The organism is Kordiimonas sp. (assembly GCF_048260245.1).
Lineage (GTDB): Bacteria > Pseudomonadota > Alphaproteobacteria > Sphingomonadales > Kordiimonadaceae > Kordiimonas.
This window is the reverse complement of sequence record NZ_JBLXGZ010000005.1, coordinates 59,821-85,244: the sequence shown is the minus strand read 5'-3', so window position 1 is coordinate 85,244 and position 25,424 is coordinate 59,821. Positions and strand designations below refer to the sequence as shown.

Sequence of the window (25,424 nt, the reverse complement as noted above, 5' to 3'; positions counted from 1 at the left end):
TAACCAAGTACATTTCGGTTGTAATGCCCGCAGACCAGTAGATTGTCACGTACATATGTCGAAGACACTGAAAGCACTACCATGGATTTCGGGGCTGACTGCCGCCGGTGGTGCTGTGGTGCCGCTTATCCTTGTACCGGGCGTGACCAGCTTTTTTTTGCCCGTTCTGGCTGCCGGCTTTTTGGGCGGAATAGGGGGGGTGCTCCTTCAGATCGCTCTTGAGAGGCGTCTGGTTCGGCCCAATGAAGCGTTTATACAAGGCGTGCAATCGGTTGTTCTCGCCGGAGAGCCCTTGAACGAGGACATGGAGTTCGCTCTGCACGAGGAACCAGAGCTATTGAGTGTGATAGCGCACCTTCGTCGTGCATCCGAAAATACACGGGCCCGTCTCGCGGAATTTTCTGAGGTTGAATATAATCTGCAACAGGTGGTGCAGGACAAGCGGCGCAATGAAGCCGTGCTGAAGGAACAACGCGAAGCCTTTGCCAAGCTTGCCAATGAATTATCAAAAGCCCGCGATGCTGCGGAGTCAGCGAATATTGCGAAATCAGAATTTCTCGCAACCATGAGCCACGAAATACGGACACCGCTGAACGGTGTGATCGGCATGATAGACTTGCTGATGGATACGGAGCTGGACGAAAGTCAGCACCACTTTGCCCTCACTTTGCATCAATCAGCCCAGACACTGCTAACAGTGATCAACGACATTTTGGATATTTCCAAGCTGGAAGCAGGCAAGGTTGAACTTGAGAATCAAGGTACGCGACTGGAAAAGGTTATCGCCGATACGGTGTATTTCCTGAAACCAAAGGCAACAGAAAAGGGCCTGAGTGTCGCGTGGGAATGTGCACCGGAACTGCCCGCCGTTATCTTTTCCGACCCCACCCGCTTGCGGCAGATATTGTTTAATCTGGTTGGGAATGCCCTGAAGTTTACCGAAAATGGCGGTGTGACGATACGGGCAGTTCAGGAAAGCCGAGAGGGCCAAGCGATCCGCGTCAAAATATCGGTAATTGATACCGGAATTGGCATAAGCAAAGAGGCGCAGCGGAAGCTCTTTCAGAAATTTACACAAGCTGACGCGTCTACTACACGCCGGTTTGGCGGCACCGGACTTGGTCTTGCGATCTGTAAGCAATTATGTGCGCTGTTGGGTGGCGAAATTGGCGTTGATAGTGATGAAGGCGAGGGTGCGACCTTCTGGTTTACATTTGAATGTCACGAGGGCGATGAAAGCGATCTGAGCGAAGAGCACGTATTTGATTCAAGCTCAACCGTTGTCAATGCCAAGGCAAGCCGGCAACTCAAAATACTGGTCGCTGATGATAATCTGATCAATCAACGAATATTGGCTAATATGCTTGGTAAAATGGGGCATGACCTCACAGCGGTCGAAAATGGTGCAGAGGCATGCAGCCTAGTTGAGGAACGCGACTTCGACCTGGTCTTGATGGATATACAAATGCCGGTGCTGGGCGGTATAGATGCTACAAAGTGGATCAGGGCGATGGACGGGGCGAAAGCCAGTGTTCCTATTGTGGGCTGTACAGCAGACGCATTCCCCGAACAGCTTGAACGTTTCAAGCAGGCAGGCATGGAAGATGTGGTTACGAAGCCCATCAACCGGCGCCAGTTACTACTGGTGATCAACCAGGTTCTAGGGGAAGAAATTCACCGTACTGTGAATGATGAACCAACAGAAAAAGCGGCAGACAAGATCATGCCTGAAAGCGTCGACGAAGATCACGTGCCGGATACCACAGGCAGTAAAAAACCGACTGATCCGTTGGACTCCTTACTACAGGAACTGGGTTAAGTCGCCTTAGGCGGCGTTTGATTAAGGCCATACTTGATTGACGCTATAGTATAGCGTAAAGAAGGGCCTTATCGAGACTACGGTTTCATAAACCCTGCCCATGTGGGACGAACATGCATATCAGGACGGTCAATACATCAGTGAAGATAACGAGGCTTGTGCCTTGGCTGATTGCATTGTTTGTTGCCGCCCAACTCATTGCGACTGCTCACGCTGGCGCCTATGGCGATAGCAAGCATCTGCACGACGGGCACCCCTGCATCATCTCAACGGTATGTAAACAGTCCTCGGACGGCGATCTCGCCCAACCGGCCCCCGTGGTTGAGCCACGCGAATGGCAAGAGTTTTACGCCGTTGCGCATAACCATGTTGAAGTTGCTGCGCCTGTCAAGGCGTCGGCAATTCGCGGGCCGCCCTCAAAATCCTGACCAGCCTTGCCCGCCAATGAGTGGGATATTGGTGCGGCTTGCTTTACTTGGTGCAGGCAACTCCGTGACGGTTATGTGATTAATGAGGTGTATGGTGATCAAGGTCACACATATTCAAAAAACAGTCAGGTTATTGGCAGCGTTTATCTATATCGCGCTGCAGTCTGCTGGGGCAGTCCACGCAGTAAGCCACGACGTTGATACTCCTGCCGATAACAGCTGTACGCTGTGCAAGTTCGCGGACAGTGCTCCAGCGCTTGCTCCCGAGGACGGATGCGGCGTGCTGCCGCAGGACGACGTCATTGCCGACATAATACCGCTTGATAGTGGGGTCTTTGGCGTTCTCTCCTCTTATCAGGCGATCCGTGGTCCGCCTTCTGTTTCCTGAAACTGCCACAGGCTGGTGCCCTAACGCGCCATTGATGAATTATTTCCATCAGGGAAACAGGAAACGAAATGATCATGTTCAAGAGTGAAACACACACGTCCAAACGCAAAATAGCGCTATATACATCCGCGTCTTTACTTGCATTTTCCGCCTGCTCGTATGCGGCAAGCGCTGCCGCGCCGCCTGAGGAAAGGCTTGAGGAAATTGTTGTCTCAGGCGCTTTCGAAGGCCGCAAGCTTGGTGAGACGATTCTGGGTGCGACGGTGATGCGCAAGGAAGATATCCTCCGCCAGCTTGATGGTTCCCTTGGCGAGACGCTTAAACATCAGCCGGGTATGTCGTCTACTTTCTTCGGGCCCGGTGCCAGCCGACCGATTATTCGTGGGCTTGGCGGTGACCGTATCCGTGTGCTGGATAACGGTATTGGCTCCATCGACGCCTCATCCACCAGCCCGGATCACGCTGTGGCTGTGGAGCCTGCGCTCGCTGAACGCATCGAGATTCTGCGCGGTACGGCCATGCTGATGTACGGTAGTTCGGCGGCGGGCGGTGTGGTCAACGTGTTTGATGGCCGTATCCCGACCTATGTGCCTGAGAATGGTGCAGAAGGTGCCTTCCGCTACAGCCACAGCACGGTGGATGATGGGGATGAGTTGACAGGGGCGGTTAACGTGCGTGTTGGCGCATTGGGCGGCGCGGATCTCGTGCTGCACGGTGATGCCATGTACCGCAAGACGGAAGATTATAAAATTCCGGGATATTCGGAATCTGCTGCGTTCCGCGCACTCGAAGAGGCCGAGCACGAAGACGAGGATGAACACGAGGATGAACACGAGGATGAACACGAAGGTGAGCATGAAGAGGAAGATCACGAGGAAGCTTTCGGCATCGCCGAAAATTCCGCGACTGAGACAAAAGGTGGCTCGGCTGGGCTTAGCCTTGTGTTCGATAATGGTTTCATCGGTATGAATGTGCGTAAAACCGATAGCCAGTACGGTGTGCCGGGCCATAGTCATGCCCACGAGGAGGAGCACGATCATGAAGGCGAAGATCATGACGAAGACGATCATGACGAGGAAGGTCATGACGAAGAAGAAAGCGTCACCATCGACCTTGACCAGATCCGCTATGACCTGAACGGTGAGATCGAGGGTGACTTTGGCTGGTTCCGTAAGGCCAAGATTCGCTTTGGCTATGCTGATTATGAGCACACGGAACTTGAAGGTGCGGCGATTGGTACTGTGTTCAAGAACAAAGGTTGGGAAGGGCGCCTTGACCTTGCCGAAAAAGGCGGGGAGCTGTGGAAAGGTTCAACCGGATTTCAGGTGAAACGCCGTGATTTCTCCGCCATCGGCGACGAAGCCTTTGTGCCGCCTACAGTGAGTACACAGGCTGGTGTCTACACAGTAAAGGACTTCACGCTTGGTCGCTGGCAGCTTGATGTGGGTGGCCGCTACGAGCATAGCAAATACAAGGTCGATGATGCGCCGGAAGATAACCGCAGCTTTGATGGTTTCAGTTTTTCGGCCGGGGCAGGGTATGACCTGTCAGACGCTGCTTTTGTCGGTGTGTCTGTCTTCCGGACTGAGCGTGCTCCTTCGACCGAAGAACTGTTCTCGAATGGGCCACACCTCGCCACCAGCGCCTATGAGTTGGGTGACAAAACTCTGGGGCTGGAGACCGCGCTCGGTATTGAGGCGACGTTTACCTATGGTGCCGGGCCGCTCAGTCTGGTGTTGAACGCCTATATGACCGACTATGATGATTTCATCTATGAGCGGGCAACGGGTGAGGAAGAGGACGGCTTGGAAGTGTTCGCATTCACGGCCAGCGACGCGCGCCTGTATGGTTTTGAGGCAAAAACCGAATTTCATGCCGGGACTTATGACACCCGAATGTTTGGTGAGGTTGACCTGCATCTGGATGCGCAAGCCGATATGGTGCGCGCTGACCTCAAGAATGTGACGGGTAACGACAACCTGCCGCGTATCCCGCCTTTCTCCGCACTGTTTGGCATAGAGGCGCGGGCGGCACTATTCGATCTCCGTACAGAGCTTGAGTATGAAGCGAAACAGACCCGGGTGACAGAGCATGAACTGCCAACCGATGATTATTTGCTGTGGAATGCCTCTCTGACCCTGCGGCCTTTTGACAATAAGGATCTGGCTTTTGAGGTGCGCGGCAGCAATCTTGGCAACGTGGAAGCACGACAGCACACAAGCTTCCTCAAGGACCTTGTGCCACTGCCGGGGCGGAATGTGAAGGTGTCTTTCCGCGCTGCTTTCTAAAAACTACAACAAAAAAGGGGAGCAAATTTAATAGTTTGCTCCCCTTACTTTATGTGATTATTCGGCGGTAAATCAGTCTTCGTAGATCGCGACTTCCGCATCCATCAAGTTTGTCACCCGGCCACGGAACATGCCAGGTGTGTTGAAGGGCATGGCGGTATTGCCGTCCTTGTCCACCGCGATGATACCGCCGTCGCCGCCCATTTTCACCAATTCGTCCTTCACAATGCGCTTGGATGCCTCGTCAAGGGACAGGCCAGCATATTCCATCAGCGCGCAGATGTTGCGGGCAACGGTTGCGCGGATGAAATATTCGCCGTGGCCCGTGGCTGAGACCGCACAGCTCGCATTATTGGCATAGGTGCCCGCGCCGATGATCGGTGCGTCCCCAACCCGGCCGTGGGACTTGTTGGTCATGCCGCCTGTGGACGTACCTGCAGCCAGGTTACCGTTTTTATCGCGGGCGACTGCGCCCACAGTACCGAACTTATAGTCACCACCTGTGATCTCCTCTACTGACGAATGCTTCTTGCCGTCATGGTCGAGTATCGGCCCTTGCTGTTTGGCCTTGGCGTCCTGCAACTGACCCCACCGGTAATCGGTATAAAAATAGGCATCTTCTGCGCGCTCAATGCCTTGCTCGTCAGCGAACTGTTCCGCGCCGTGACCCTGCAGCATTACATGTACCGATTTTTCCATGACAGAGCGGGCAAGCGTGATGGGGTTTTTTACATTGCTGACACCTGAGACGGCGCCTGCGTTCAGGTCACTGCCATCCATGATGGAACTGTCCATCTCGTTTTTGCCCTCTGCGGTAAAGACAGCGCCTTTGCCCGCGTTGAAATGTGGCGAGTTTTCCAGCACCTGAATAGTAGCCGTGATGGCATCCACTGCCGTGCCGCCACCAGCAAGAATGTTTTGCCCGGTCGCAAGGGCGCTGTTCAGGGTGGCGCGGATATCGGCTTCAAGTTCCGGTGTCAGCTTGTCGCGTGTAATGGTGCCAGCACCGCCGTGAATGACCAAGGCATAGTCCGGTTTGGTGTCGTTTGCCTGTGTCATGGATATTCCCCCGGCAGCGGCGACCAGAAATGCCGCAGCGGTCATTGTTTTTCTAAGCCACATAAAGTCCTCCCATTTGACTTGCGCGTGATTGTTTCGCATGAAAGAAATACATTCAAGGACGGAAGTGCCTATCGTCTGAAAATATTATGAATGGGACAAACGGGGAGAACGGGTTATGCGACTTGGCAGCATGCAGGGGGCGGTGGCAGCCTTCATTGTTTCAGTTCTGGTTATGAACGGCGCTGTGAGTGCTGCGCCCAGCAAGGCGGCGACCAACGCGCTTTACGTCTTGTTCCAGAAGGAGCGGGACAACCACTATGCGGAAAGCCCGGGTTCAGGCCCGCGCGGCAAACCGCGTCCGGTGGCAGACCGTATGGCTGGTGCAAGCGCGGATGATGAAGCGCGACGCGAGGCTGCCGACAAGGCTTTTCTGGCGGATTTGTTGTCGATCAAGCGCGGCAGGCTGTCGGAAGAAGACCAGTTGAACTATGACATGTTCAAGTTCATGGTTGAAGGCCGCCTGACAAACGCCAAGTTTCGCACGTGGCGTATGCCACTTTATTCAGACAGCGGATTCCATACATGGCCGACGCGCATGGGCAGCTCTGTTAACTTTCGTACCGCCGACGACTACCGCGCATATATCCGCCGTCTGGAAGACCTGCCGCGCTATCTGGCCGAAAACACAGCGAATCTGCGTGTAGGTATGGCTGAGGGCTTTACAATGCCCAAAGTAGTGCTCGATGGCCTGCTACCATCCTTCGGAGCTATTGTGGTTGAAAGCGCGGAGGACAGCACATTCTACGACCCGTTCAAGAAAATGGCCCATACGGTAAGCGAGGCCGAGCAAGAGGCCCTGCGCTCGGAGGCGAAAGCCGCGATCATGGATACGGTGATGCCAGCCTATGCGGCACTTAATCGCTTCATGAAAGATGAATATTATCCCGCAGCGCGGGAGAGTATCGGCGTGCGCGAAACACCGGGCGGTGCTGAGTATTATGAAGCCATGGTGCGCTACTATACGACCGTCTCGGACCTGACGGCGGAGAAGGTGCATGAAATCGGTCTTCGTGAAGTCGCCCGTATCCGATCCGAGATGGAAGAGATCATCGAGGAAGTTGGCTTCGAAGGCAGTTTTGCCGACTTTCTTGAGTTTTTGCGCACGGACGAGGGTTTCTACGCCAAGACACCAAAAGAACTCCTGATGCACGCCTCCTATATTGCGAAGAAGATCGACGGCCGCCTGCCGCAACTTTTTAATACCCTGCCGCGTCAGCCATATGGCGTTGAGCCAGTGCCTGACGTACTCGCCCCCAATTACACCACGGGCCGTTATTCCGGTGCGCCACTCGATGCACCCCGCGGTGGTTATTACTGGGTGAACACCTATGCGCTCGACAAGCGCCCGCTTTATACCCTGCCGGCGCTCACGCTTCATGAAGCTGTGCCGGGCCACCACCTGCAAATTGCGCTTTCAAAGGAACTTGAGAATGTGCCGGAGTTTCGCCTCGGCATCTATCCACACGCGTTTGGTGAAGGGTGGGGGCTGTATAGCGAACGGCTTGGTCTTGAGCTTGGTATTTATGAAACACCTTATGAACGCTTCGGCCGGTTGACCTACGAGATGTGGCGCGCTTGCCGCCTTGTGGTGGATACCGGCATGCACATGAAGGGCTGGACCCGAGCTGAGGCCATCAAGCTGATGGAAGAAAACTCCGCGCTTTCGACACATAATATCCGCACGGAAGTTGATCGTTATATCTCATGGCCCGGTCAGGCACTTGCTTACAAGATGGGTGAGTTGAAGATTGTTGAACTGCGAGAGAGCGCCGCCAAGGCTCTTGGCGACAAATTTGATGTGCGGGCTTTCCATGATGCCGTGTTGTCCTCGGGCGGCTTGCCGCTCGATCTTCTGGAGGCGAAAATTGATCGTCTGATCAAAGATGGCTTGGAAGATAAGTCCAGCTAAACCACGGAATATGGAATTTCATACAGGCGCTTCGGCGCCTGTTTTTGTTTAAAAGAAAAATTTTCTAGTAAACTTCGAAAATCCACTTGATCTCGCTCTTGAAATGGCGCAAGGCCATGCCACTTAAGAACCTGCTTCTGAAAAGAGCCCGGCTATACGGGCGAAAGTGGAGAGACAGATGAGCGAGTATACCGGTGCCTTGGCCGCCATTGGCAATACGCCCCTGATCAAGCTGAAATATGCGTCCGAACTGACAGGGTGCACCATTCTTGGTAAAGCGGAATACGCCAACCCCGGTGGGTCGCTCAAGGACCGCCCTGCGCTCAATATCATCGAGGAAGCCGAGAAGCGCGGCGAGTTGGAGCCCGGTGGACTGATCGTTGAAGGCACTGCGGGCAACACCGGAATCGGCCTGACGGTTGTTGCCAATGCAAAGGGTTACCGCACGCTGATCGTCATGCCGGAAACCCAGTCTCAGGAAAAGATAGACACGTTGCGCATCATGGGCGCAGGGCTGAAACTTGTGCCCGCAGCGCCTTATTCCAACCCCGGCAATTTTAACCATGTCGCCAAGCGCTTGGCTGACGAACTGGCGGACACAGAACAACACGGGGTTATCTGGGCCAACCAGTTTGACAATGTTGCAAACCGTGAGGCGCACATCAAAACCACGGCGCGGGAAATCTGGCAGCAGACGGACGGCAAGGTTGATGCCTTCATCACCGCCGTCGGCTCTGGCGGCTCGCTTGCAGGTACTGGTATGGGGCTGAAGGAATTTAACAAGGATATTGTGATTGGCCTTGCTGACCCGATGGGGGCGGCTATCTATAATTACGTTAAACACGGTGAACTGAAGTCCGAAGGTAGCTCGATCACCGAAGGTATCGGACAGGGGCGTATCACCAAAAACCTTGAAGGTGCGCCGATTGATGAAGCTTTCCAGATATCAGACGACGAGGCGTTGCCGATTGCGTTTGACCTCCTGAAGAAAGAGGGGCTGTGCGTGGGTTCTTCAACGGGTATCAATGTAGCCGGCGCCATACGTCTTGCCCGTGAACTGGGGCCGGGGCACACCATTGTCACGCTTTTATGCGACAGTGGCCTCAGGTACCAGTCCAAGCTGTTCAATCCCGAATTCCTGCGCTCCAAGAACCTGCCGGTTCCGGGTTGGTTGTAAGTTTTAGCTGGAGCGGCCACCCAGCGGCAGGCGTGTGCGTTTAAGCACGGTCCGAAGGGCAAAGCTTGAATGTATGCGCGCTACGCCCGGTAGGCGCGTGAGGGTGTTGTGGACACGCTCGTAATCCGGTGCGCCGCCCACCACCACGCGTATCATATAGTCCACATCGCCGCTCATGAGGTAACATTCCATCACTTCAGGAACACTGCGCACAGATTGCTCAAACTTGCGCAGTTTCTCCTCCTGTTGATCGACAAGGGATACCCTCACGAACACGGAGCCGGGCAAGCCTACGGCTGCAGCGCTTACGTTGGCGGTATAGTGGGTAATGATACCTTTTTCATCCAGGTTTCGCACCCGCCTCAGGCAGGCACTTTCAGACAGGCCGACCTTTCTCGCCAAATCCACATTGGACTGACGTCCGTCTTGTTGCAGGGCGTCCAGGATCGCACGATCAATCTTATCAATGTCACTCATTCACAGAATCTTGCTTGGTTATGTAAATTAATGGGATATTCTTGCAATATGCTGCGATAAAACGCATGACTTTGCAAGGACATTCCAAGCGCTTTGGCGTAGATTGAGCGCCAATTTCGGGGAGGGTGGAAACGCCAGCTTCGGCACAAGCACCAGTATCTGAGGAGGGCATAATGCTTGTAGGTGTTCCTAAGGAAATCAAGAACCGTGAATATCGTGTCGGCCTGACGCCGGCTTCCGCGCGTGAGCTTATTGAGAATGGCCATGAGGTGATCGTGCAAAATAATGCCGGGTTTGAGATCGGCTTCACGAATGACATGTACGAAACGGTTGGTGCGACAATCATCGATACAGCGGCCGAGGTCTTCGCCAAAGCAGACATGATCGTGAAGGTCAAGGAACCTCAGGCCGTTGAGTGTGAAATGCTGCGCGAAGGCCAGATCCTCTATACCTACCTGCATCTTGCGCCCGATCCCGCACAAACGCAGGGCCTGATCAAATCAGGTGCCATCGCCATCGCTTATGAGACGGTGACAGATCAGTTTGGTGGCCTGCCACTTCTCGCGCCCATGTCCGAGGTTGCTGGTCGTATGTCCATCCAGGCTGGCGCTCATGCACTGGAGATGAGCCAAGGCGGCCGCGGCATGTTGCTTGGCGGCGTACCGGGCGTGGCGCCTGCTAAAGTAACCGTGATCGGTGGTGGCGTTGTGGGCACAAACGCGGCCCGCATGGCCGTTGGCATGGGGGCTGATGTCACAATTCTCGACCGGTCAATCCGCCGTATGCAGCAGCTCGACGATATCTTCAAAGGCCAGGTGAAGACGGTTTTTTCCACCAATGATGCGGTTGAGGAACATGTTCTGGCATCGGACCTTGTCGTCGGCGCTGTCCTGATCCCGGGCGCCGCAGCACCAAAACTGGTCAACCGTACGCAGATCGGCCAGATGATGCGTGGGTCCGTGCTGGTAGATGTTGCAATTGACCAGGGCGGTTGTTTTGAAACATCAAAAGCAACCACACACGAAAACCCGACCTACATTGTTGACGAAGTGGTGCATTACTGCGTTGCCAACATGCCGGGCGGTGTCGCGCGCACCTCCACGCTCGCTCTGAACAACGCGACCCTGCGCCATGCACTGGCAATTGCCAACAAGGGATGGAAAAAAGCGCTCGCTGACGACAGGCACCTGCTTGAAGGCTTGAACGTCTGTGAGGGCAAGATCACCTATGAGGCTGTCGCTCGTGATCAGAATTTGACTTACGTTCCGGCGCTGGAAGCTATTGGCGCGTAACGTAAACTAGGTTACAAGGCGGGCATGGAAAAAATGCCCGTCATACAGGTTTTCGCTCTCGGCGGAACCATCGCGATGACCCCCTGCGCAAGTTCGGGGGTTACGCCGACCCTATCTGCCGCCGATCTCATTCGTGCGGTGCCGGACCTTATGGGAATGGCAGAATTTCACGCGGAAACCCTTGTACAAAAGGGTAGCGCCAATCTCACTTTTGAGCTGATCTCCGACTTGTGTCGCCGTGCCGAGGCCTCGAGCGCACAGGCTGTTATTGTGACGCAGGGCACAGACTCGATGGAGGAGACCTCTTTCCTCGCGAGTCTTCTGTATAAGGGCGACGCGCCTCTTGTTTTTACGGGCGCTATGCGCTCGTCAGATCAGCCAGGCGCTGACGGCCCAGCCAATTTGCTGGATGCTGCGCGTGTGGCGCTAAGCGCGCCCGAGGGTAGTGTCAGTCTTGTCATGAATGCGGAAGTGCATGATCCATGGCATGTGGCAAAAGAACACACCTCCAGCCTGCAGGCTTTCATCTCTGAGCACGGGCCGGTTGGCACTGTGGTTGAAGGCGGTGTTATTTGGCGGGGCGCTGCGCGGACCGGATTGGGCTATGAATGTGAGCGGCCGGCACCCGTGGCGCTGGTGAGTGCGGTGCTCGACGACGATGGCAGGCAGCTTGATGCGTTGCCGTCGCTTGGGTATGAAGCCGTCGTTATTGAAGCATACGGTGCCGGGCACCTTTCGGAAATTTGGGCCGACAAGGCGGCACGACTTACGGAACATATGCCGGTGTTGCTGGCCAGCCGCGCACGCGCTGGACGTGTCTTCGAGCAAACCTACGGATACATAGGGGCAGAGATCGACCTTATCGGCCGTGGCCTTCTTCCAACCGGTGGTATGAGGGGGCGCAAGGCACGGCTTTTGCTTTCACTTTTGCTCGGGGCCGAAAAACAGAACTGGAAACAAGTCTTTACGACCATAGTAAAAAGTGTTTGAGTGCAGAAAAGGCGCTGAAACGAATTTCAGACTGCTTGAGGGGTCGAGTGTTGCCTGACGAATCGCTATATCCGCATGTAACCGGGTTCGGTCATGCTTTTTTCTGGTGTTACAACGAGTCTATGGCCGAAAAGGTCCGGGCAATACTCGTGTCTGCGAAGGTTATTGAGGTGCCGTTGGCTGAGCCAGCCGTGGTTTGTTTCCTGTCTGATGATATGGAGAGCCTGCTGCCTATCCTTGAGGCAAAGCTGTCCAGCGAGGAGTGTCGTACAATTCGCGCACTACTTTCAAGCAAGGCTCACCCCGATTTAGGCGAGTTCGGCGCGATGCAGTCACTGCGGGAATTGGGGCTCAGGCTTACGGCGCGCTGGCTGGGCGATATGCTTGCCGACCGGCGCTATAAATCGCTTATGCAACCTATCGTGTCGGCAAATGACCATAGTGATGTTCTCGGGTATGAATTTCTCATTCGTGGCTTGCACACCGACGGTAGTGAGATTACTGCTCCGGCCCTGTTCGAAACGGCGGAAGAGGCGGGTATGCTACACGCGCTTGATCTGGCTGCAGGAGAAAGTGCGCTACGCACTGCCAAGCGATTTGACATCAAGGAAAATATTTTCGTCAACGTGTTACCCTACAGCGTTGAAAGCGAAGACGGGCTGAACAATTGGTTGAATGCTGTGCTGGGGAAGACTGACTTCCCGCATGAGCAACTGGTTTTCGAGATTGTTGAAAGTCAGCAATTACCAGATTTCGAGACGTTGCAGCGCCTTGTCTCACGGCTGAAGGATCAAGGTATTCGCATCGCGCTTGATGATTTTGGTACGGGCTTCAATAACCTTGCCACTCTGACACAGATCCAGCCGGACTACATCAAACTCGACAAGTCTCTCACGAGAGGCCTGATTGAGGATGGACGCAAGTGGACTCTGGTGGCCAATATTGTCGATTCGGCCACCCAGTCCAACATCAAGGTTATTGCCGAAGGAGTCGAAGACGAAAAGACAGCCCGCATGCTGGAAAGCGCGGGCGTTGAATACCTTCAGGGGTATCTTTTTGGTTATCCGGCAGATACCCCGCTTTAACTTCAGGTGTGCAACTGAATATCCTCCAGCTTTTCAAGCAACGACATCAACGCAAGTTTCTCCGGTTCGCTTAGTTTGTCCAGAATCCTGCTTTCATAGCCTAGCGCAATGGGGATCACTTCCCGGTAGATTTTTGCGCCTTCTGCCGACAGCGCCAGCACAGACCTGCGTTTGTCTTCGGGGGAAAAATGACGCTCGAGCCTGCCAGCTTCCAGCAGCTTGTTGACAGCGCGTGACACCGCGACCTTGTCCATCGCTGTGCGTTCGGCGACTTGCGCGGCAGACAGGTCAGGCTCCCCGCCCAGAACCGCCATCACACGCCATTCGGGCAGGCTGAGTTGGAACTGTTCTTCATAACCGTCGGCAATCGCCCGGCTGATGCGGTTTGACAGAACCGAAAGCCGGTAGGGCAAAAACTCGCCCAAATGCAGCGTATCGTCACTTTTTTTCATAGCTACCCCGTTCACACCCCTTGCAATTAGTTACGAATGAAACTAATATACCTTCAAATATAAATCGGCATCAGTATTCAAGATAAAACACAGCCACGTAAAGGCTAATGGTGCCAATCATGTAATGTATAGAGAATGATGGAGTGCTTGAACATGGCCGATCTCTTTGAAAACCCAATGGGCCTGTGCGGTTTTGAATTTGTCGAGTTTACCGCACCCGAAAAGGGCCTTCTTGAGGACACCTTTGAAACACTTGGTTTTACCAGGGTGGCTCGCCACCGCTCGAAGGATGTGGAGCTGTGGCGCCAAGGCGATATCAATTTTATCACCAACTATGAAAAGAACTGCCCGGCATTTTACTACGGTGAAGAACACGGCCCTTCCGCTTGCGGTATGGCGTTTCGTGTAAAAGATTCGCACAAGGCATATACAATGGCGCTGGAGAAGGGCGCCCAGCCGATTGACACCCAAACCGGGCCAATGGAACTGCGCCTGCCTGCGATCAAGGGCATTGGCGGTGCGTCACTCTACCTGATCGACCGTTTCAAGGACGGTGAGAGCATCTATGACATCGACTTTGAGTGGATTGAGGGCGTCGACCGCCACCCTGCGGGATGTGGATTCAAGGTTATCGATCACCTGACGCATAATGTTTATCGTGGCCGTATGGATTATTGGGCGAAGTTTTATGAAAACTTCTTCAATTTCCGAGAAATCCGCTATTTCGACATCAAAGGCGAATATACGGGGCTGACCTCACGCGCCATGACCGCGCCGGATGGGCTTATCCGCATCCCGCTTAATGAAGAATCAGCCGGCGGCAGCGGCCAGATCGAAGAATATCTGATGGCTTATAACGGCGAAGGTATCCAGCATATCGCCTTTTCGTGCGATAACCTTCTCGAGTGCTGGGACAGGCTGAAAGAAAAGGGTGTGCCGTTCATGACCGCACCACCTGAGACATATTATGAAATGCTCGAAGGTCGCCTGCCAGGGCATGGTGAGCCGGTCGAGGAGCTCAAAAGTCGCGGCATCCTGTTGGACGGCTCGACCGAAGACGGTGACAATCGTCTGCTGCTTCAGATCTTCTCTGAAACGCAAGTTGGCCCGATTTTCTTCGAGTTTATCCAGCGCAAGAAGGATGAAGGGTTCGGTGAAGGCAACTTTAAGGCGCTGTTCGAATCCATGGAACGCGATCAGATCCGCCGCGGTGCCCTGAAGGTTGACGAAAACGCAGCCTGAGCCTTGGGTGGGCTGCCCCGGCAGCCCTTCCAAACCCGAATTCCCGTGTAACCGGAGGCAATGCCATGAAGTTAGAGCGTATCCACCACGTGGCGTACCGCTGTAAAGACGCCAAAGAGACGATCGAATTTTACCAGAAACACCTGAATATGGACTTCCAGCTTGCGATTGCGGAAGACCATGTGCCGTCTACGGGCGCGTTCGACCCTTATATGCATATCTTTCTTGATGCCGGGAACGGCAACGTGCTCGCTTTCTTTGAACTACCGAACCAGCCTGAGATGGGCCGCGACGGCAACACGCCTGAGTGGGTGCAGCATATTGCTTTTGAAGTGGCTGATATGGACGCGCTCCATGAAGCGAAGGCAAGCCTGGAAGCAGCGGGTGTTGAAGTCCTGGGGCCGACGGACCATACCATCTTCAAGTCAATATACTTTTTTGACCCGAACGGTCACAGGCTGGAACTGGCGGCCAATACGGCCAAGCCGGGTATGCTGGCGGAACTCAAGCGCGTGGCGCCCGATATGATTGAGGAATGGTCAAAAACCAAAAAAGCCCCGAAGCACGCTGCATGGCTGCACGGTGAAGGTGAATTTGACAGCATTGGCGACTGATCCACCACTGGCGCCACACAGCTAAACCAAAAACATCAGGATAGATATATATGAAACTGGCATCCCTAAAACATGGCCGTGACGGCAAACTGGTTGTTGTCTCAAAGAACCTCAAGCGCATGACTCCTGCGGGTGATATCGCGCCGACGATGCAGGCGGCGATTGATGACTGGGCATCGGCTGCGCCGCGTCTGAGCGCGCTATACGACAAACTGAATTCCGGCGCCATTGAAGGCGAGGCATTTAACGAGGCCGACTGCGCTTCCCCGTTGCCGAGGGCATATCAGTGGGCTGATGGCTCTGCTTACGTCAACCATGTGGAACTGGTGCGCAAAGCACGTAACGCCGAAATGCCGGAAACTTTCTGGACCGACCCATTGATGTATCAGGGCGGCTCAGACACTTTTCTTGCCCCACATGACCCGGTAATAATGCCGCAGGACGAAGGTTGGGGCATTGATTTTGAAGCTGAAATTGCTGTGATCACCGATGACGTGCCCATGGGTGTTGCGGAAGAAGATGCTGATAACCACATCAAACTATTGATGTTGGTGAATGACGTGTCGCTCCGGGGCCTGATCCCGGGTGAGCTGGCAAAAGGGTTTGGTTTTTTCCAAAGCAAGCCGTCGAGCGCTTTCAGCCCAGTGTGCGTAACACCGGATGAGCTTGAAGGCGTCTGGCATGAGAGCAAATTGCACCTGCCGCTGCTGTCGCATTATAACGGCGAGCTATTCGGCAAGCCTGAAGCCGGTGTGGACATGACATTCAGCTTCGCAAAGCTGATTTCCCACGCGGCCAAAAGCCGCCCGCTTGGGGCCGGAGCTGTCATTGGCTCAGGCACAGTATCCAACAAACTGGATGGTGGGCCGGGTAAGCCCGTCGCTGAAGGCGGTGTCGGCTACAGCTGTATCGCAGAGATCCGCATGATTGAAACCATCGAACACGGTGCACCAAAAACAAGCTTCATGAAGTTTGGCGACACGATCCGCATTGAGATGCTGGACAAGAGCGGCGCATCAATCTTTGGCGCCATTGATCAGGTGATAGAGAAAGCATAAGGGGGCAGGCATGCGCACACTTTTCGGGTATTTTCGCTCATCCGCAGCTTACCGCGTGCGCATTGCCCTTGCGCTTAAAGGGCTTGAATATACACACAAAGCGGTGAACCTGATGCCCGGTGTGAGCGAGCAGAAATCAGACGGCTACCGCGCGCTCAACCCGCAGGGCAGGGTGCCGTTCTTCATTGATGGTGAGGTGAAACTTTCGCAGTCACCCGCCATCCTTGAGTATCTGGACGAAGTATATCCCGAGACACCTTTATTGCCGACCAAGGCGGAAGACCGGGCTTATGTGCGGCAACTGGCCAGCATTATCGGCTGCGATATCCATCCGCTCAATAACCTGTCGGTGTTAATGAAGCTGAAGGCGGAATTTGGCGCCAATGACGAGGCAACCAAGCGCTGGTATGCGGACTGGATTGTTGAGGGCTTTAGCGCCCTTGAGAAAATCGTCAGCGCAAGCGCCCACACCGGCCAGTTCACCTTCGGCGATAAGCCGGGCATGGCCGACATTTACCTTGCGCCGCAAATGTGGAATGCGCGCCGTTTTGAGGTTGATGTGAGTGCCTTTCCGACACTCGTGCGGATTGATGCAGCCTGTAACGAACTGGAAGCCTTTAAAATTTCGGCACCGGCAAACCAGCCAGACGCCCCACGGGACTAAGCGCGGGATCACGGCTACCGACTGCCATATGTAACCGGAGAGTAAGTCATGAAGATTAAAACAAGGCTGGGCCGTGAAGTTGAGGTTAACGCGGACTATACCGTTGACCAGAACTGGGAACATTTCACAGACGAGGAGCATGACCGCTGGGACCGGCTCTATGCCCGTCAGGCGGAGATGCTTGAGGGCAGGGCTTGCGACGAGTTTATGGACGGCCTGCACTTGCTGAAACTATCGGATGGCGGCATTCCAAAGTTCGCGGACCTGTCGGCAAAGCTGATGGAACGCACCGGGTGGACGGTGGTTGCCGTGCCGGACCTTGTACCGGACGAGGTGTTTTTTGACCATCTCGCCAATCGCCGGTTTCCGGCAGGCAATTTCATTCGCAGTGAAGCGCAGCTTGACTATCTGGAAGAGCCGGATGTTTTCCATGACGTGTTTGGCCATGTGCCGCTGCTGGCCAACCCGGTATTCGCTGACTATATGGAAGCATACGGCAAGGGCGGCCAGCGCGCGATGGGGCGCGGTGTGCTGAAGAATCTGGCGCGGTTATATTGGTATACGGTGGAATTTGGCCTTATCAATACGCCGAAAGGCATGCGCATCTATGGTGCGGGCATTTTAAGCTCAAAATCCGAGAGCATTTTCTGCCTCGAGGACAACAGCCCGAACCGTATTCATTTTGACTTGGTGCGCCTGATGAAAACCGATTACCGCATTGACGACTTTCAGCAGACCTACTGGGCGATTGACAGCTTTGAGGAGTTGCTTGAAGCAACCTATCAGGACTTTGGTCCTATCTATGATGAGCTTGAAGCAGATAAAACGGTCTATCCTGTCGATGCGGTGCTTGATGGGGACCGCGTGCACAACCACGGCACACAAGCTTATGCCAACGCAGGAGGACGCCTCGCGAAAGTCGCAAGCTGACGCCAGAATAGCCGTTGGCCAGAATAGCCGTTGGAACATGCCAGGGCTGCCGCATGTTGGCAGCCCTTTATTGTGAGTTTTACCTAGGCTTCCGCGTTTATTATTCTGAATGGCTGGGTTTGCCGCAGGACGAAGACGTAATTCCGTGCAAAAACGGCTACTGACTAAGGCTGGAAAGCAGGGTGCGCACGGCCACCAGAAGGAAAAGCAGGGTCACAACAATCATTGGCCACTTTTTTTTAATGGTAGGCCCGTCATCTTCATCGCGCGCATGGTCGGGCACCAGCACAGGAAGAGGCATGCCCAGCGCGCGAGACAGGGCGAGGAGATCGCCGTCGGCACAGTGGCCGCCATGCTCAACTTTGCGTACCACCTCAGAGGCAAGGTCAGCCTTCTCCGCCAACTGGTCCACGCTCCAACCCAATGCAAAACGTGCATTGCGAATATTGGAGCCTAACGTTTCAGTGCTGACATCTTCTTGGGTCATGATTGTCTTTTAGCTGGATGCCTCAAAAAGGAAAAGCCCCCGCGCGGCGACGCGGGAGCTTTTCTTGTAATTCTTTTATCAGCTTTATTCGGCAGCTGTGGCTAGCTTGGCTTCATTCGCCTTGCGGATGATATTCTCTGCCATCTCGTTGGCGATAACACCTGTCGGGCGCTTTTCCTTGTCGCTTGTGTTGAAGATTTTTGTCAGCGTTTCGCCAATGCGGAGAACTTTTTCCTCGCGAGCTGCTGAACTCACCTTTTCTTTGTAAACCTCTGATTCCACGGAGATAATACCACCGGCATTGATAACATAATCAGGGGCATAAAGCACACCGCGCTGGCGCAGCTGTTCGTCTTCCCGGCCTTCGGTTTCAAGCTGGTTGTTGGCTGCGCCTGCAATGATTGTGGCTTTGATGTCGCCAAGTGTTTTTGGATTCAGGGTGCCGCCAAGTGCGCAAGGTGCGTAAACGTCACAGTCCGCAGCATGGATAACGTCAGGGCTGACAACTTCGGCATCACCGCGGTCAAGCACAGCCTGAATGTTGGCTTCCACAATGTCGGTGACGATGACTTTGGCGCCAGCACCGCGCAGGTGGTCTACAAGATATTGTCCAACATGACCAAGGCCCTGTACCGCAACGCGTACACCGTTCAGGTTATCTTTGCCAAGACGGTGCTTGACGGAGGCTTTTATGCCTTCGAAGACGCCGAGGGCTGTGTGTGGCGACGGGTCGCCGGTGCCAAAGTCGCCGCCGTCGAGGCCGCAGACATAATCAGTCGTCTCGGACGCGGCTGCGAGCATGTCGGGGCTGGTGCCAACGTCTTCAGCGGCATAATAGCTGCCGCCAAGGCGGTTGATCATGCGGCCAAAGGCGCGCATCAGTTCAGGCGTGCCAAGCTCTTTGGGGTTGCCGATGATAACGGACTTGCCGCCACCAAGGCGCAGGCCAGCCATGGCGTTTTTGAACGACATACCGCGCGACAGGCGTAGCACGTCATAGACAGCGTCCTGTTCGCCGCGTGTTTCGGCAATGTCGATAGGCGCGGAGCGGCGGTGAATGGCGGCATAGTCCCAGAAACGGGTACCGCCTGTTGCAGGGCCGAGGGCCGTTGAGTGAACGGCAATGATAGCTTTGAGGCCGGAGGCTTCATCAGAGCAGAACACAACCTGTTCGTGGTTTCTGAAGCTGCGTGAATCGAATACGGGCATTTACATGATCCCTTCCAAGTTGATCTCCCGTTCGGGGGCATCGCCCCAGACGAACGCACCTCAACTCCCGCCTGCTCCTTCGGTCTTGCCTGCCGGTTTTATAATGGCAGATCCGCCGCGTATTTTCATTATACCTCACGGGATTTGAGTTGCGCGGAGTATTGCACTTCTCCTTTGAAATGAGCTTTCGAAGTTTAGCAATTTTTGCAATCTTCTGTCTGTTTTTGCCGGTGTTTTGAAATTTGTGAATAGGCTTAAGAAATATAGTATCAATGCACAATTTTCTCTCACGCAAGGCAGCATCCGACGTTACGGAATCAGAGGGTTACGGCGATATGGCAAAAGATGCTGCACATAAAAAAGGGGTGCCCCACAGGAGCACCCCTTGATCTGGATTATGTAGTTTCGCTTAAATATGCAGCGCGTGGCCGAGCGACTTGAGCGCAGCTTCCTGGAAGGCCTCGCTTTGTGTCGGGTGGGCGTGGATGGTGCCTGCGATGTCTTCAAGCCGCGCGCCCATTTCAAGCGCGAGCGAAAAGGCAGCCGAAAGCTCGCTTACTCCTTTGCCAACAGCCTGGATGCCAAGCACAACATGGTTGTCATTACGCGCCACTATACGCACAAAACCGTCCTCGGCCTCCATGGTCATGGCGCGGCCATTGGCCATGAAGGGAAACTGGTCGACCTTGATGTCAAAGCCGGCTTCTTTGGCTTGCTCCGGCGACAGGCCTGCGGTGACGATCTCGGGGTCGGTGAAACAAACTGCGGGGATGGAGACCTTGTCGAAGGTGCGCTTTTTGCCCGCGATGATCTCAGCCACCATCTCGCCCTGCGCCATGGCGCGGTGCGCGAGCATGGGTTCACCCGTCAGGTCACCGATGGCATAGACATCGGTCATTGAGGTCTGGCACTTGTCATCAATTGCCACCACGCGGCCGTTCATGGTGAGGTCAAGGCCTTCAAGCCCCCAGCCTTCCGTCTTGGCGCGGCGGCCGACGGTGACAAGGATCTTGTCAGACTTGATCTCTTCCTCGTTGCCATCCTTGGTTTCAACCAGGAGTGCCTTGCCGTCCTTCGACAGGCCTTTGGCCTTTGTGTCGGTCAAGACCTTGATGCCGAGCTTCTTGAGGCTGGCGGCCACAGGCTTTGTCAGGTCCTTGTCATACTGCGCGAGAATGCGGCCAAGCGCTTCCACTACAGTCACCTTAGAGCCCATCTTGGCATAGGCGATGCCGAGCTCAAGGCCGATATAGCCGCCGCCGATCACCGTCAGCTTGCCCGGCACCTTGTCGAGCGAGAGCGCCTCGGTTGAGGAGATGACATTGCCGCCGTAAGGCAGAGAAGGGATCTCAACCGGTACTGAGCCGGTGGCAAGGATCACATGCTGCGCCTTGATGGTCACGGTGCCGTCTTCGGTCGCGACTTCACAGGTTTTGCCGTCAACCATGGTGCCCCAACCGGCCACATGTTTGACCTTGTTCTTCTTGAACAGGCCGCCAATACCGCCGGTCAAGCGCTTCACGATGCCGTCTTTCCACGCCACTGTCTGTTTGAAATCAAGGCTGGGTTTCTCAAGCGAGATACCCAGCGCATTTTTGCCCGTGAAATGCACAGCTTTTTCAAACTCGTCCGCCGCGTGGATCATGGCTTTGGATGGGATGCAGCCCACGTTCAGGCAGGTGCCGCCCAGTTCCGCGCCTTCAACACACACGGTATCAAGGCCAAGCTGGCCAGCGCGGATGGCAGCGATATAACCGCCGGGGCCGCCGCCAAGCACCAAAACCTTGCATTCAATTGTTTTGGTCATTTACGCCTCCATAAACAGGGTTGCCGGGTTTTCCATCAGCATTCGAATGCGCTGGATAAACTCGGCCGCGTCCCATCCGTCGACAATACGGTGGTCGAAGGAGGACGACAGGTTCATGATTTTGCGGGGGACAAAGCCGCCGTCCTGATACACAGGGCGCACCGCAACCTTGTTGACACCCACAATCGCTACCTCGGGGCTGTTGATTACCGGGGTGGACACAATGCCGCCCATGCGACCGAGGCTTGAAAGTGTGATGGTGGAGCCTGTCAGCTCTTCGCGCTTGATCGAGCCGTCACGCGCAGCCGTGGCCAGCCTTTGCACTTCGCTGGCGATACCCCAGACATCAAGCGCCTCTGCGTGCCGTACCACCGGCACCATAAGGCCACCCGGTGTTTGTGCCGCCATGCCAATATGCGCCGCACCATAGGTGTAGAGCATATCCTCATCATCGTCATAGTGGCTGCTCAGCTTGGGCGAGGTTTTCAGCGCCCGAGCCATAGCCAGCATGATGAAAGGCAGGATGGTCAGCTTCGGCTGGTCCGCCTGTTTGCTGGCGTTCATATGCTCACGCAGGCTCTCAAGCTCGGTGACGTCCACTTCCTCCACATAGGTGATGTGGGGAATACGGCGCTTGGCGTCCTGCATGCGTTCGGCAATCTTGCGGCGCAGGCCGATCACACGGGTCTCACTGACATCCATGTTGGGCCTGCGACCGGAACCAACAACCGCAGGCGCACTCTCGCCCGAGATATAGGCATCCAGGTCTTCATGGCTGATGCGGCCAGCAGGGCCGGTGCCGTGCACATACTGAAGTTTGACACCCGCGTCCATCGCGCGCTTGCGCACAGCGGGGGAGGCTAACGGCTTTTCGCCCTCAGCACGGGGTGCGCCACTTTGGGCTTTCATAACCGACGGCTTGGGAACCGGTGTTTTCTTTGGTTCCGGCTTTGGCGCTGCAGTCTTTTCAGGCTCAGGTTTGTCGGCTTTCTCCTCAGCCTTTGGTGCTTCTTCCGTCTTTTCTTCGGCCTTTGGTGTGTCAGGGATATTGTTACCTTCCCCTTCCACCTCCAGCGCGATGATCACGGTGCCGACTGGCGTCATTTCGCCAATCTCGCCCATAATGTCCTTAACCGTGCCGTCAACAGGCGATGGGATCTCAACCGTTGCCTTATCGGTCATGACCGCAGCCAACACGTCATCTTCTTTGACGACGTCGCCAACAGCTACGTTCCATTCGACGATCTCGGCTTCGGTGATGCCTTCGCCGACATCCGGCATGCGTATCTTGTAAACACCCATGATCAAGCCTCCATCATCGCTTTGAGTTCTTTGCCAACCCGCGCTGGTCCGGGGAAATAATCCCATTCCTGAGCGTGGGGGTAGGGGGTATCCCAGCCTGCGACACGCACAACCGGGCTTTCCAGATGGTAAAAACAGCGTTCCTGCACCTGTGCCGCGAGCTCCGCGCCAAAGCCGGACGTTAAGGTCGCTTCATGCAGAACCATACAGCGGCCGGTTTTCTCGACCGATTGCACAATGGTGTCGATATCAAGCGGCATCAGCGTGCGCAGATCAATGATCTCGGCATTGATGCCGGTTTCCTTGACTGCCGCTTCTGCCACATAAACCATGGTGCCATAGGTCAGAATGGTAACATCTTCACCTTCAGCAAACACCTTGGCCTTGCCGATATCGACCGTATAGTGGCCTTCCGGCACATCACCCAGCGGGTGTTTGGACCAGTTGGACGCCGGGCGGTCATGATGACCGTCAAACGGGCCGTTATATAGCCGCTTGGGTTCAAAGAAGATTACCGGATCATCATCCTCAATCGAGGCGATCAACAGGCCCTTGGCGTCATAGGGGTTTGACGGGATGACTGTTTTCACCCCGGCAACATGGGTAAAGAGCGATTCCGGGCTTTGGCTATGGGTCTGGCCGCCGAAAATACCGCCGCCACAGGGTGTGCGAATGGTGATCGGGCAGGTAAAGTCTTTGTTCGACCTGTAGCGGATACGCGCGGCTTCCGACACAATCTGGTCATAGGCCGGGTAGATATAATCCGCGAACTGGATCTCTACACAAGGGCGGATACCGTAGGCACCCATGCCGATGGCGGTGCCGACAATGCCACTTTCGTTGATCGGGCTGTCGAACACGCGGCTAGTGCCATATTTTTTCTGCAAGCCAGCGGTACAGCGGAACACGCCGCCGAAATAGCCGATATCCTCACCATAGACGACCACATTGTCATCCTGGCCCAGTTTTACATCCATCGCATCGCGGATGGCTTCAATCATGGACATACGCGGCATGTCTATACTCCCATCTTCTGGCGTTGTTCACGCAGGTGCTGTGGCATTTCCTTGTAAACATCGTCGAACATGTCTTTGGGGCTCGAACCGGAACCCATGACGCCGAAGCTCTCGGCTTCCTTGGTCGCGGCACGAATTTCATCATTATATTCGGCTTCGGCCTGCACCTGCTGCTCATCGCTCCAGAGCTTGCGGGCGACAAGGTGGTTCTTGAGCCGCAGGATCGGGTCACCAAGCGGCCACGCGTCGGATTCTTCCTTCGGCCGATACTGGCTCGGGTCATCAGAGGTGGAGTGCGGTGCTACACGGTAAGTGACCCATTCGATAAGCGTCGGGCCAAATCCGCGACGGGCACGCTCTACTGCCCACTTGCTGGCTGCATAGACGGCCAGGAAGTCATTGCCGTCGACCCTGAGGGCAGGGATGTCATAGCCAAGCGCGCGTTCGGCAAAGGTGGCGTGATCACCGCCTGCGATGCCGCGGAAAGAGGAGATCGCCCACTGGTTATTCACCACGTTGAGGATAACCGGCGGTTTGTACACCGATGCGTTCACGAGTGAGGCGTGAAAATCTGTCGCGGCTGTGGAGCCGTCGCCAATCCAGCCCGCAGCCACCTTGGTGTCTCCCTTGATCGCCGATGCCATCGCCCAGCCAACCGCCTGAATGAACTGTGTGCCAAGGTTGCCGGAGATCGAGAAAAAGCCATGTTCCTTGGAGGAATACATGATCGGCAATTGGCGGCCCTTCAGCGGGTCGCGCGAGTTGGAGAGGATCTGGCAGATCATATCAACCATGGGGTAATCGGTTGACAAGAGCAGGCCCTGCTGGCGGTACGTCGGGAAGTTCATGTCGCCTTTTGACAGCGCAGCCCGAAAGCCGACCGCGATCGCTTCCTCGCCTGTACATTTCATATAGAAGGATGTCTTGCCCTGCCGCTGAAGTGTCATCATACGCTCGTCATAGGCGCGGACGCGGATCATATTCTTGAGGCCCTGCAGCAGAACATCATCGTCCAGTCCTTCGGCCCACGGGCCTACGGCTTCACCGTCGGTGTTCAGGACGCGCACCATGGTGGATGCCAGTTCCTTCATATCGGCTGCTGGGCAGGCGATATCCGGTCGGCGTACCGATCCGGCCTCAGGAATGACAATGCCGTCAAAGTTCGGCGCATCACCGGGGCGTCCCGGCGGTTCAGGTACATGAAATTTTAGTGGTCCGTATTCAGACATGACGCTTCACACCTCTATCGTGGTTGTCAGCAATGGGTTCCTCACCCCGAAAATATGTCAGCAACACTGACGTATTTTTTCAAAAAATCAATCTTTTTCTCAATGGTCATTACGAGTGCATTGCCAGCTTGAAATTGCTGCTGCAGCCGACCGCCTGCTGCAACTATAGCGTGATTTGGTCCGGTCGCGGTGAAGAAAGGTCTGAAAACGAGTTCCGGCCCTTGAAAGCGCTGGATTAAACGGTGCTATTCACAGGTGTGTTCTATGCCAAAGGAGGCATTATCTTGGGCTACATAGCGCTGCCCGACTGCAACATACAGAGCCAAGTTGTACCCCGAAAACTGGCTAATTTCAAATTTCAGCGATTGTTGAAGAATTAGCATCTAGATACTTAAGGTAAAACGATTTTATCCGATTCTCGAAACTGATGCCAATATGG

23 protein-coding genes are annotated in these 25,424 nt (G+C 54.9%); 14 read left to right on the top strand and 9 right to left on the bottom strand.

From position 1 onward, the window contains the following. The first annotated feature begins 55 nt into the window (after positions 1–55). The 4 genes from ACN0VM_RS04510 (at position 56) to ACN0VM_RS04495 (ending at position 4,923) form a co-directional block, all read left to right on the top strand. Entirely contained in the window at positions 56–1,819 is a 1,764-nt protein-coding gene (locus ACN0VM_RS04510) for an ATP-binding protein (protein WP_417449654.1), read from the top strand. A 113-nt stretch (positions 1,820–1,932) separates the two neighbouring features. Next, the gene (locus tag ACN0VM_RS04505; protein ID WP_417449653.1) at positions 1,933–2,247 is read left to right on the top strand and encodes a hypothetical protein; all 315 of its coding nucleotides are present in this window, start codon (positions 1,933–1,935) and stop codon (positions 2,245–2,247) included. A 91-nt stretch (positions 2,248–2,338) separates the two neighbouring features. Continuing rightward, positions 2,339–2,635 carry a hypothetical protein gene (locus tag ACN0VM_RS04500; RefSeq protein WP_417449652.1) on the top strand — a complete coding sequence of 99 codons (297 nt, stop codon included), beginning with the start codon at positions 2,339–2,341 and terminating at the stop codon, positions 2,633–2,635. A 74-nt stretch (positions 2,636–2,709) separates the two neighbouring features. Next, positions 2,710–4,923 carry a TonB-dependent receptor gene (locus ACN0VM_RS04495; RefSeq protein WP_417449651.1) on the top strand — a complete coding sequence of 738 codons (2,214 nt, stop codon included), beginning with the start codon at positions 2,710–2,712 and terminating at the stop codon, positions 4,921–4,923. Between the two features lie 72 nt (positions 4,924–4,995). Here ACN0VM_RS04495 and ACN0VM_RS04490 read toward each other — a convergent pair whose 3' ends face one another. After that, positions 4,996–5,982 (bottom strand): isoaspartyl peptidase/L-asparaginase family protein, encoded by a 987-nt coding sequence (locus ACN0VM_RS04490; RefSeq protein ID WP_417449718.1) that lies wholly within the window; start codon positions 5,980–5,982, stop codon positions 4,996–4,998. 178 nt (positions 5,983–6,160) lie between these two features. Here ACN0VM_RS04490 and ACN0VM_RS04485 point away from each other — a divergent pair, with 178 nt between their 5' ends. Then, positions 6,161–7,954, top strand: a complete 1,794-nt coding sequence (locus ACN0VM_RS04485; RefSeq protein WP_417449650.1) for a DUF885 domain-containing protein — start codon at positions 6,161–6,163, stop codon at positions 7,952–7,954. 178 nt (positions 7,955–8,132) lie between these two features. Continuing rightward, on the top strand, positions 8,133–9,131 hold the full coding sequence (locus ACN0VM_RS04480; RefSeq protein WP_417449649.1) for a cysteine synthase A: 999 nt from the start codon (positions 8,133–8,135) through the stop codon (positions 9,129–9,131). Between the two features lie 3 nt (positions 9,132–9,134). Here ACN0VM_RS04480 and ACN0VM_RS04475 read toward each other — a convergent pair whose 3' ends face one another. Beyond that, complete coding sequence (locus ACN0VM_RS04475; protein WP_417449648.1) at positions 9,135–9,608, bottom strand: Lrp/AsnC family transcriptional regulator; 474 nt, start codon at positions 9,606–9,608, stop codon at positions 9,135–9,137. 173 nt (positions 9,609–9,781) lie between these two features. On the opposite strand from ACN0VM_RS04475, the gene ald reads away from it, so the two are divergent. From ald to ACN0VM_RS04460, 3 genes are all read left to right on the top strand, one after another. Beyond that, a complete protein-coding gene (gene ald / locus ACN0VM_RS04470; protein WP_417449647.1) occupies positions 9,782–10,900 on the top strand; it encodes an alanine dehydrogenase in 1,119 nt (372 codons plus the stop codon). 24 nt (positions 10,901–10,924) lie between these two features. Then, positions 10,925–11,890, top strand: coding sequence for an asparaginase (locus ACN0VM_RS04465; protein WP_417449646.1), 966 nt, complete (start codon positions 10,925–10,927; stop codon positions 11,888–11,890). A gap of 149 nt (positions 11,891–12,039) precedes the next feature. Beyond that, positions 12,040–12,975 carry an EAL domain-containing protein gene (locus ACN0VM_RS04460; protein ID WP_417449645.1) on the top strand — a complete coding sequence of 312 codons (936 nt, stop codon included), beginning with the start codon at positions 12,040–12,042 and terminating at the stop codon, positions 12,973–12,975. A 2-nt stretch (positions 12,976–12,977) separates the two neighbouring features. On the opposite strand, the gene ACN0VM_RS04455 is transcribed toward ACN0VM_RS04460, so the two are convergent. Further along, entirely contained in the window at positions 12,978–13,427 is a 450-nt protein-coding gene (locus ACN0VM_RS04455; protein ID WP_417449644.1) for a MarR family winged helix-turn-helix transcriptional regulator, read from the bottom strand. A 153-nt stretch (positions 13,428–13,580) separates the two neighbouring features. On the opposite strand from ACN0VM_RS04455, the gene hppD reads away from it, so the two are divergent. From hppD to phhA, 5 genes are all read left to right on the top strand, one after another. Then, positions 13,581–14,669: a 4-hydroxyphenylpyruvate dioxygenase gene (gene hppD / locus ACN0VM_RS04450; protein WP_417449643.1), complete on the top strand. Its 1,089-nt coding sequence runs from the start codon at positions 13,581–13,583 to the stop codon at positions 14,667–14,669. A 65-nt stretch (positions 14,670–14,734) separates the two neighbouring features. After that, positions 14,735–15,283 carry a VOC family protein gene (locus ACN0VM_RS04445; RefSeq protein ID WP_417449642.1) on the top strand — a complete coding sequence of 183 codons (549 nt, stop codon included), beginning with the start codon at positions 14,735–14,737 and terminating at the stop codon, positions 15,281–15,283. A 50-nt stretch (positions 15,284–15,333) separates the two neighbouring features. After that, positions 15,334–16,341, top strand: a complete 1,008-nt coding sequence (locus ACN0VM_RS04440) for a fumarylacetoacetate hydrolase family protein (RefSeq protein ID WP_417449641.1) — start codon at positions 15,334–15,336, stop codon at positions 16,339–16,341. A 10-nt stretch (positions 16,342–16,351) separates the two neighbouring features. Further along, positions 16,352–17,005, top strand: a complete 654-nt coding sequence (gene maiA / locus ACN0VM_RS04435) for a maleylacetoacetate isomerase (protein ID WP_417449640.1) — start codon at positions 16,352–16,354, stop codon at positions 17,003–17,005. 48 nt (positions 17,006–17,053) lie between these two features. Next, positions 17,054–17,935 carry a phenylalanine 4-monooxygenase gene (gene phhA, locus ACN0VM_RS04430; protein WP_417449639.1) on the top strand — a complete coding sequence of 294 codons (882 nt, stop codon included), beginning with the start codon at positions 17,054–17,056 and terminating at the stop codon, positions 17,933–17,935. A gap of 157 nt (positions 17,936–18,092) precedes the next feature. Here phhA and ACN0VM_RS04425 read toward each other — a convergent pair whose 3' ends face one another. From ACN0VM_RS04425 to ACN0VM_RS04400, 6 genes are all read right to left on the bottom strand, one after another. Further along, positions 18,093–18,422: a helix-turn-helix domain-containing protein gene (locus tag ACN0VM_RS04425; protein WP_417449638.1), complete on the bottom strand. Its 330-nt coding sequence runs from the start codon at positions 18,420–18,422 to the stop codon at positions 18,093–18,095. An 84-nt stretch (positions 18,423–18,506) separates the two neighbouring features. After that, positions 18,507–19,631, bottom strand: coding sequence for a Glu/Leu/Phe/Val family dehydrogenase (locus ACN0VM_RS04420; protein WP_417449637.1), 1,125 nt, complete (start codon positions 19,629–19,631; stop codon positions 18,507–18,509). A gap of 409 nt (positions 19,632–20,040) precedes the next feature. Next, complete coding sequence (lpdA, locus tag ACN0VM_RS04415) at positions 20,041–21,438, bottom strand: dihydrolipoyl dehydrogenase (protein WP_417449636.1); 1,398 nt, start codon at positions 21,436–21,438, stop codon at positions 20,041–20,043. Continuing rightward, positions 21,439–22,740 carry a dihydrolipoamide acetyltransferase family protein gene (locus ACN0VM_RS04410; RefSeq protein ID WP_417449635.1) on the bottom strand — a complete coding sequence of 434 codons (1,302 nt, stop codon included), beginning with the start codon at positions 22,738–22,740 and terminating at the stop codon, positions 21,439–21,441. Positions 22,741–22,742: 2 nt separating this feature from the next. Continuing rightward, positions 22,743–23,756, bottom strand: coding sequence for an alpha-ketoacid dehydrogenase subunit beta (locus ACN0VM_RS04405; RefSeq protein ID WP_417449634.1), 1,014 nt, complete (start codon positions 23,754–23,756; stop codon positions 22,743–22,745). Positions 23,757–23,758: 2 nt separating this feature from the next. Further along, a complete protein-coding gene (locus ACN0VM_RS04400; RefSeq protein WP_417449633.1) occupies positions 23,759–24,985 on the bottom strand; it encodes a 3-methyl-2-oxobutanoate dehydrogenase (2-methylpropanoyl-transferring) subunit alpha in 1,227 nt (408 codons plus the stop codon). Between the last annotated feature and the right edge of the window lie 439 nt (positions 24,986–25,424).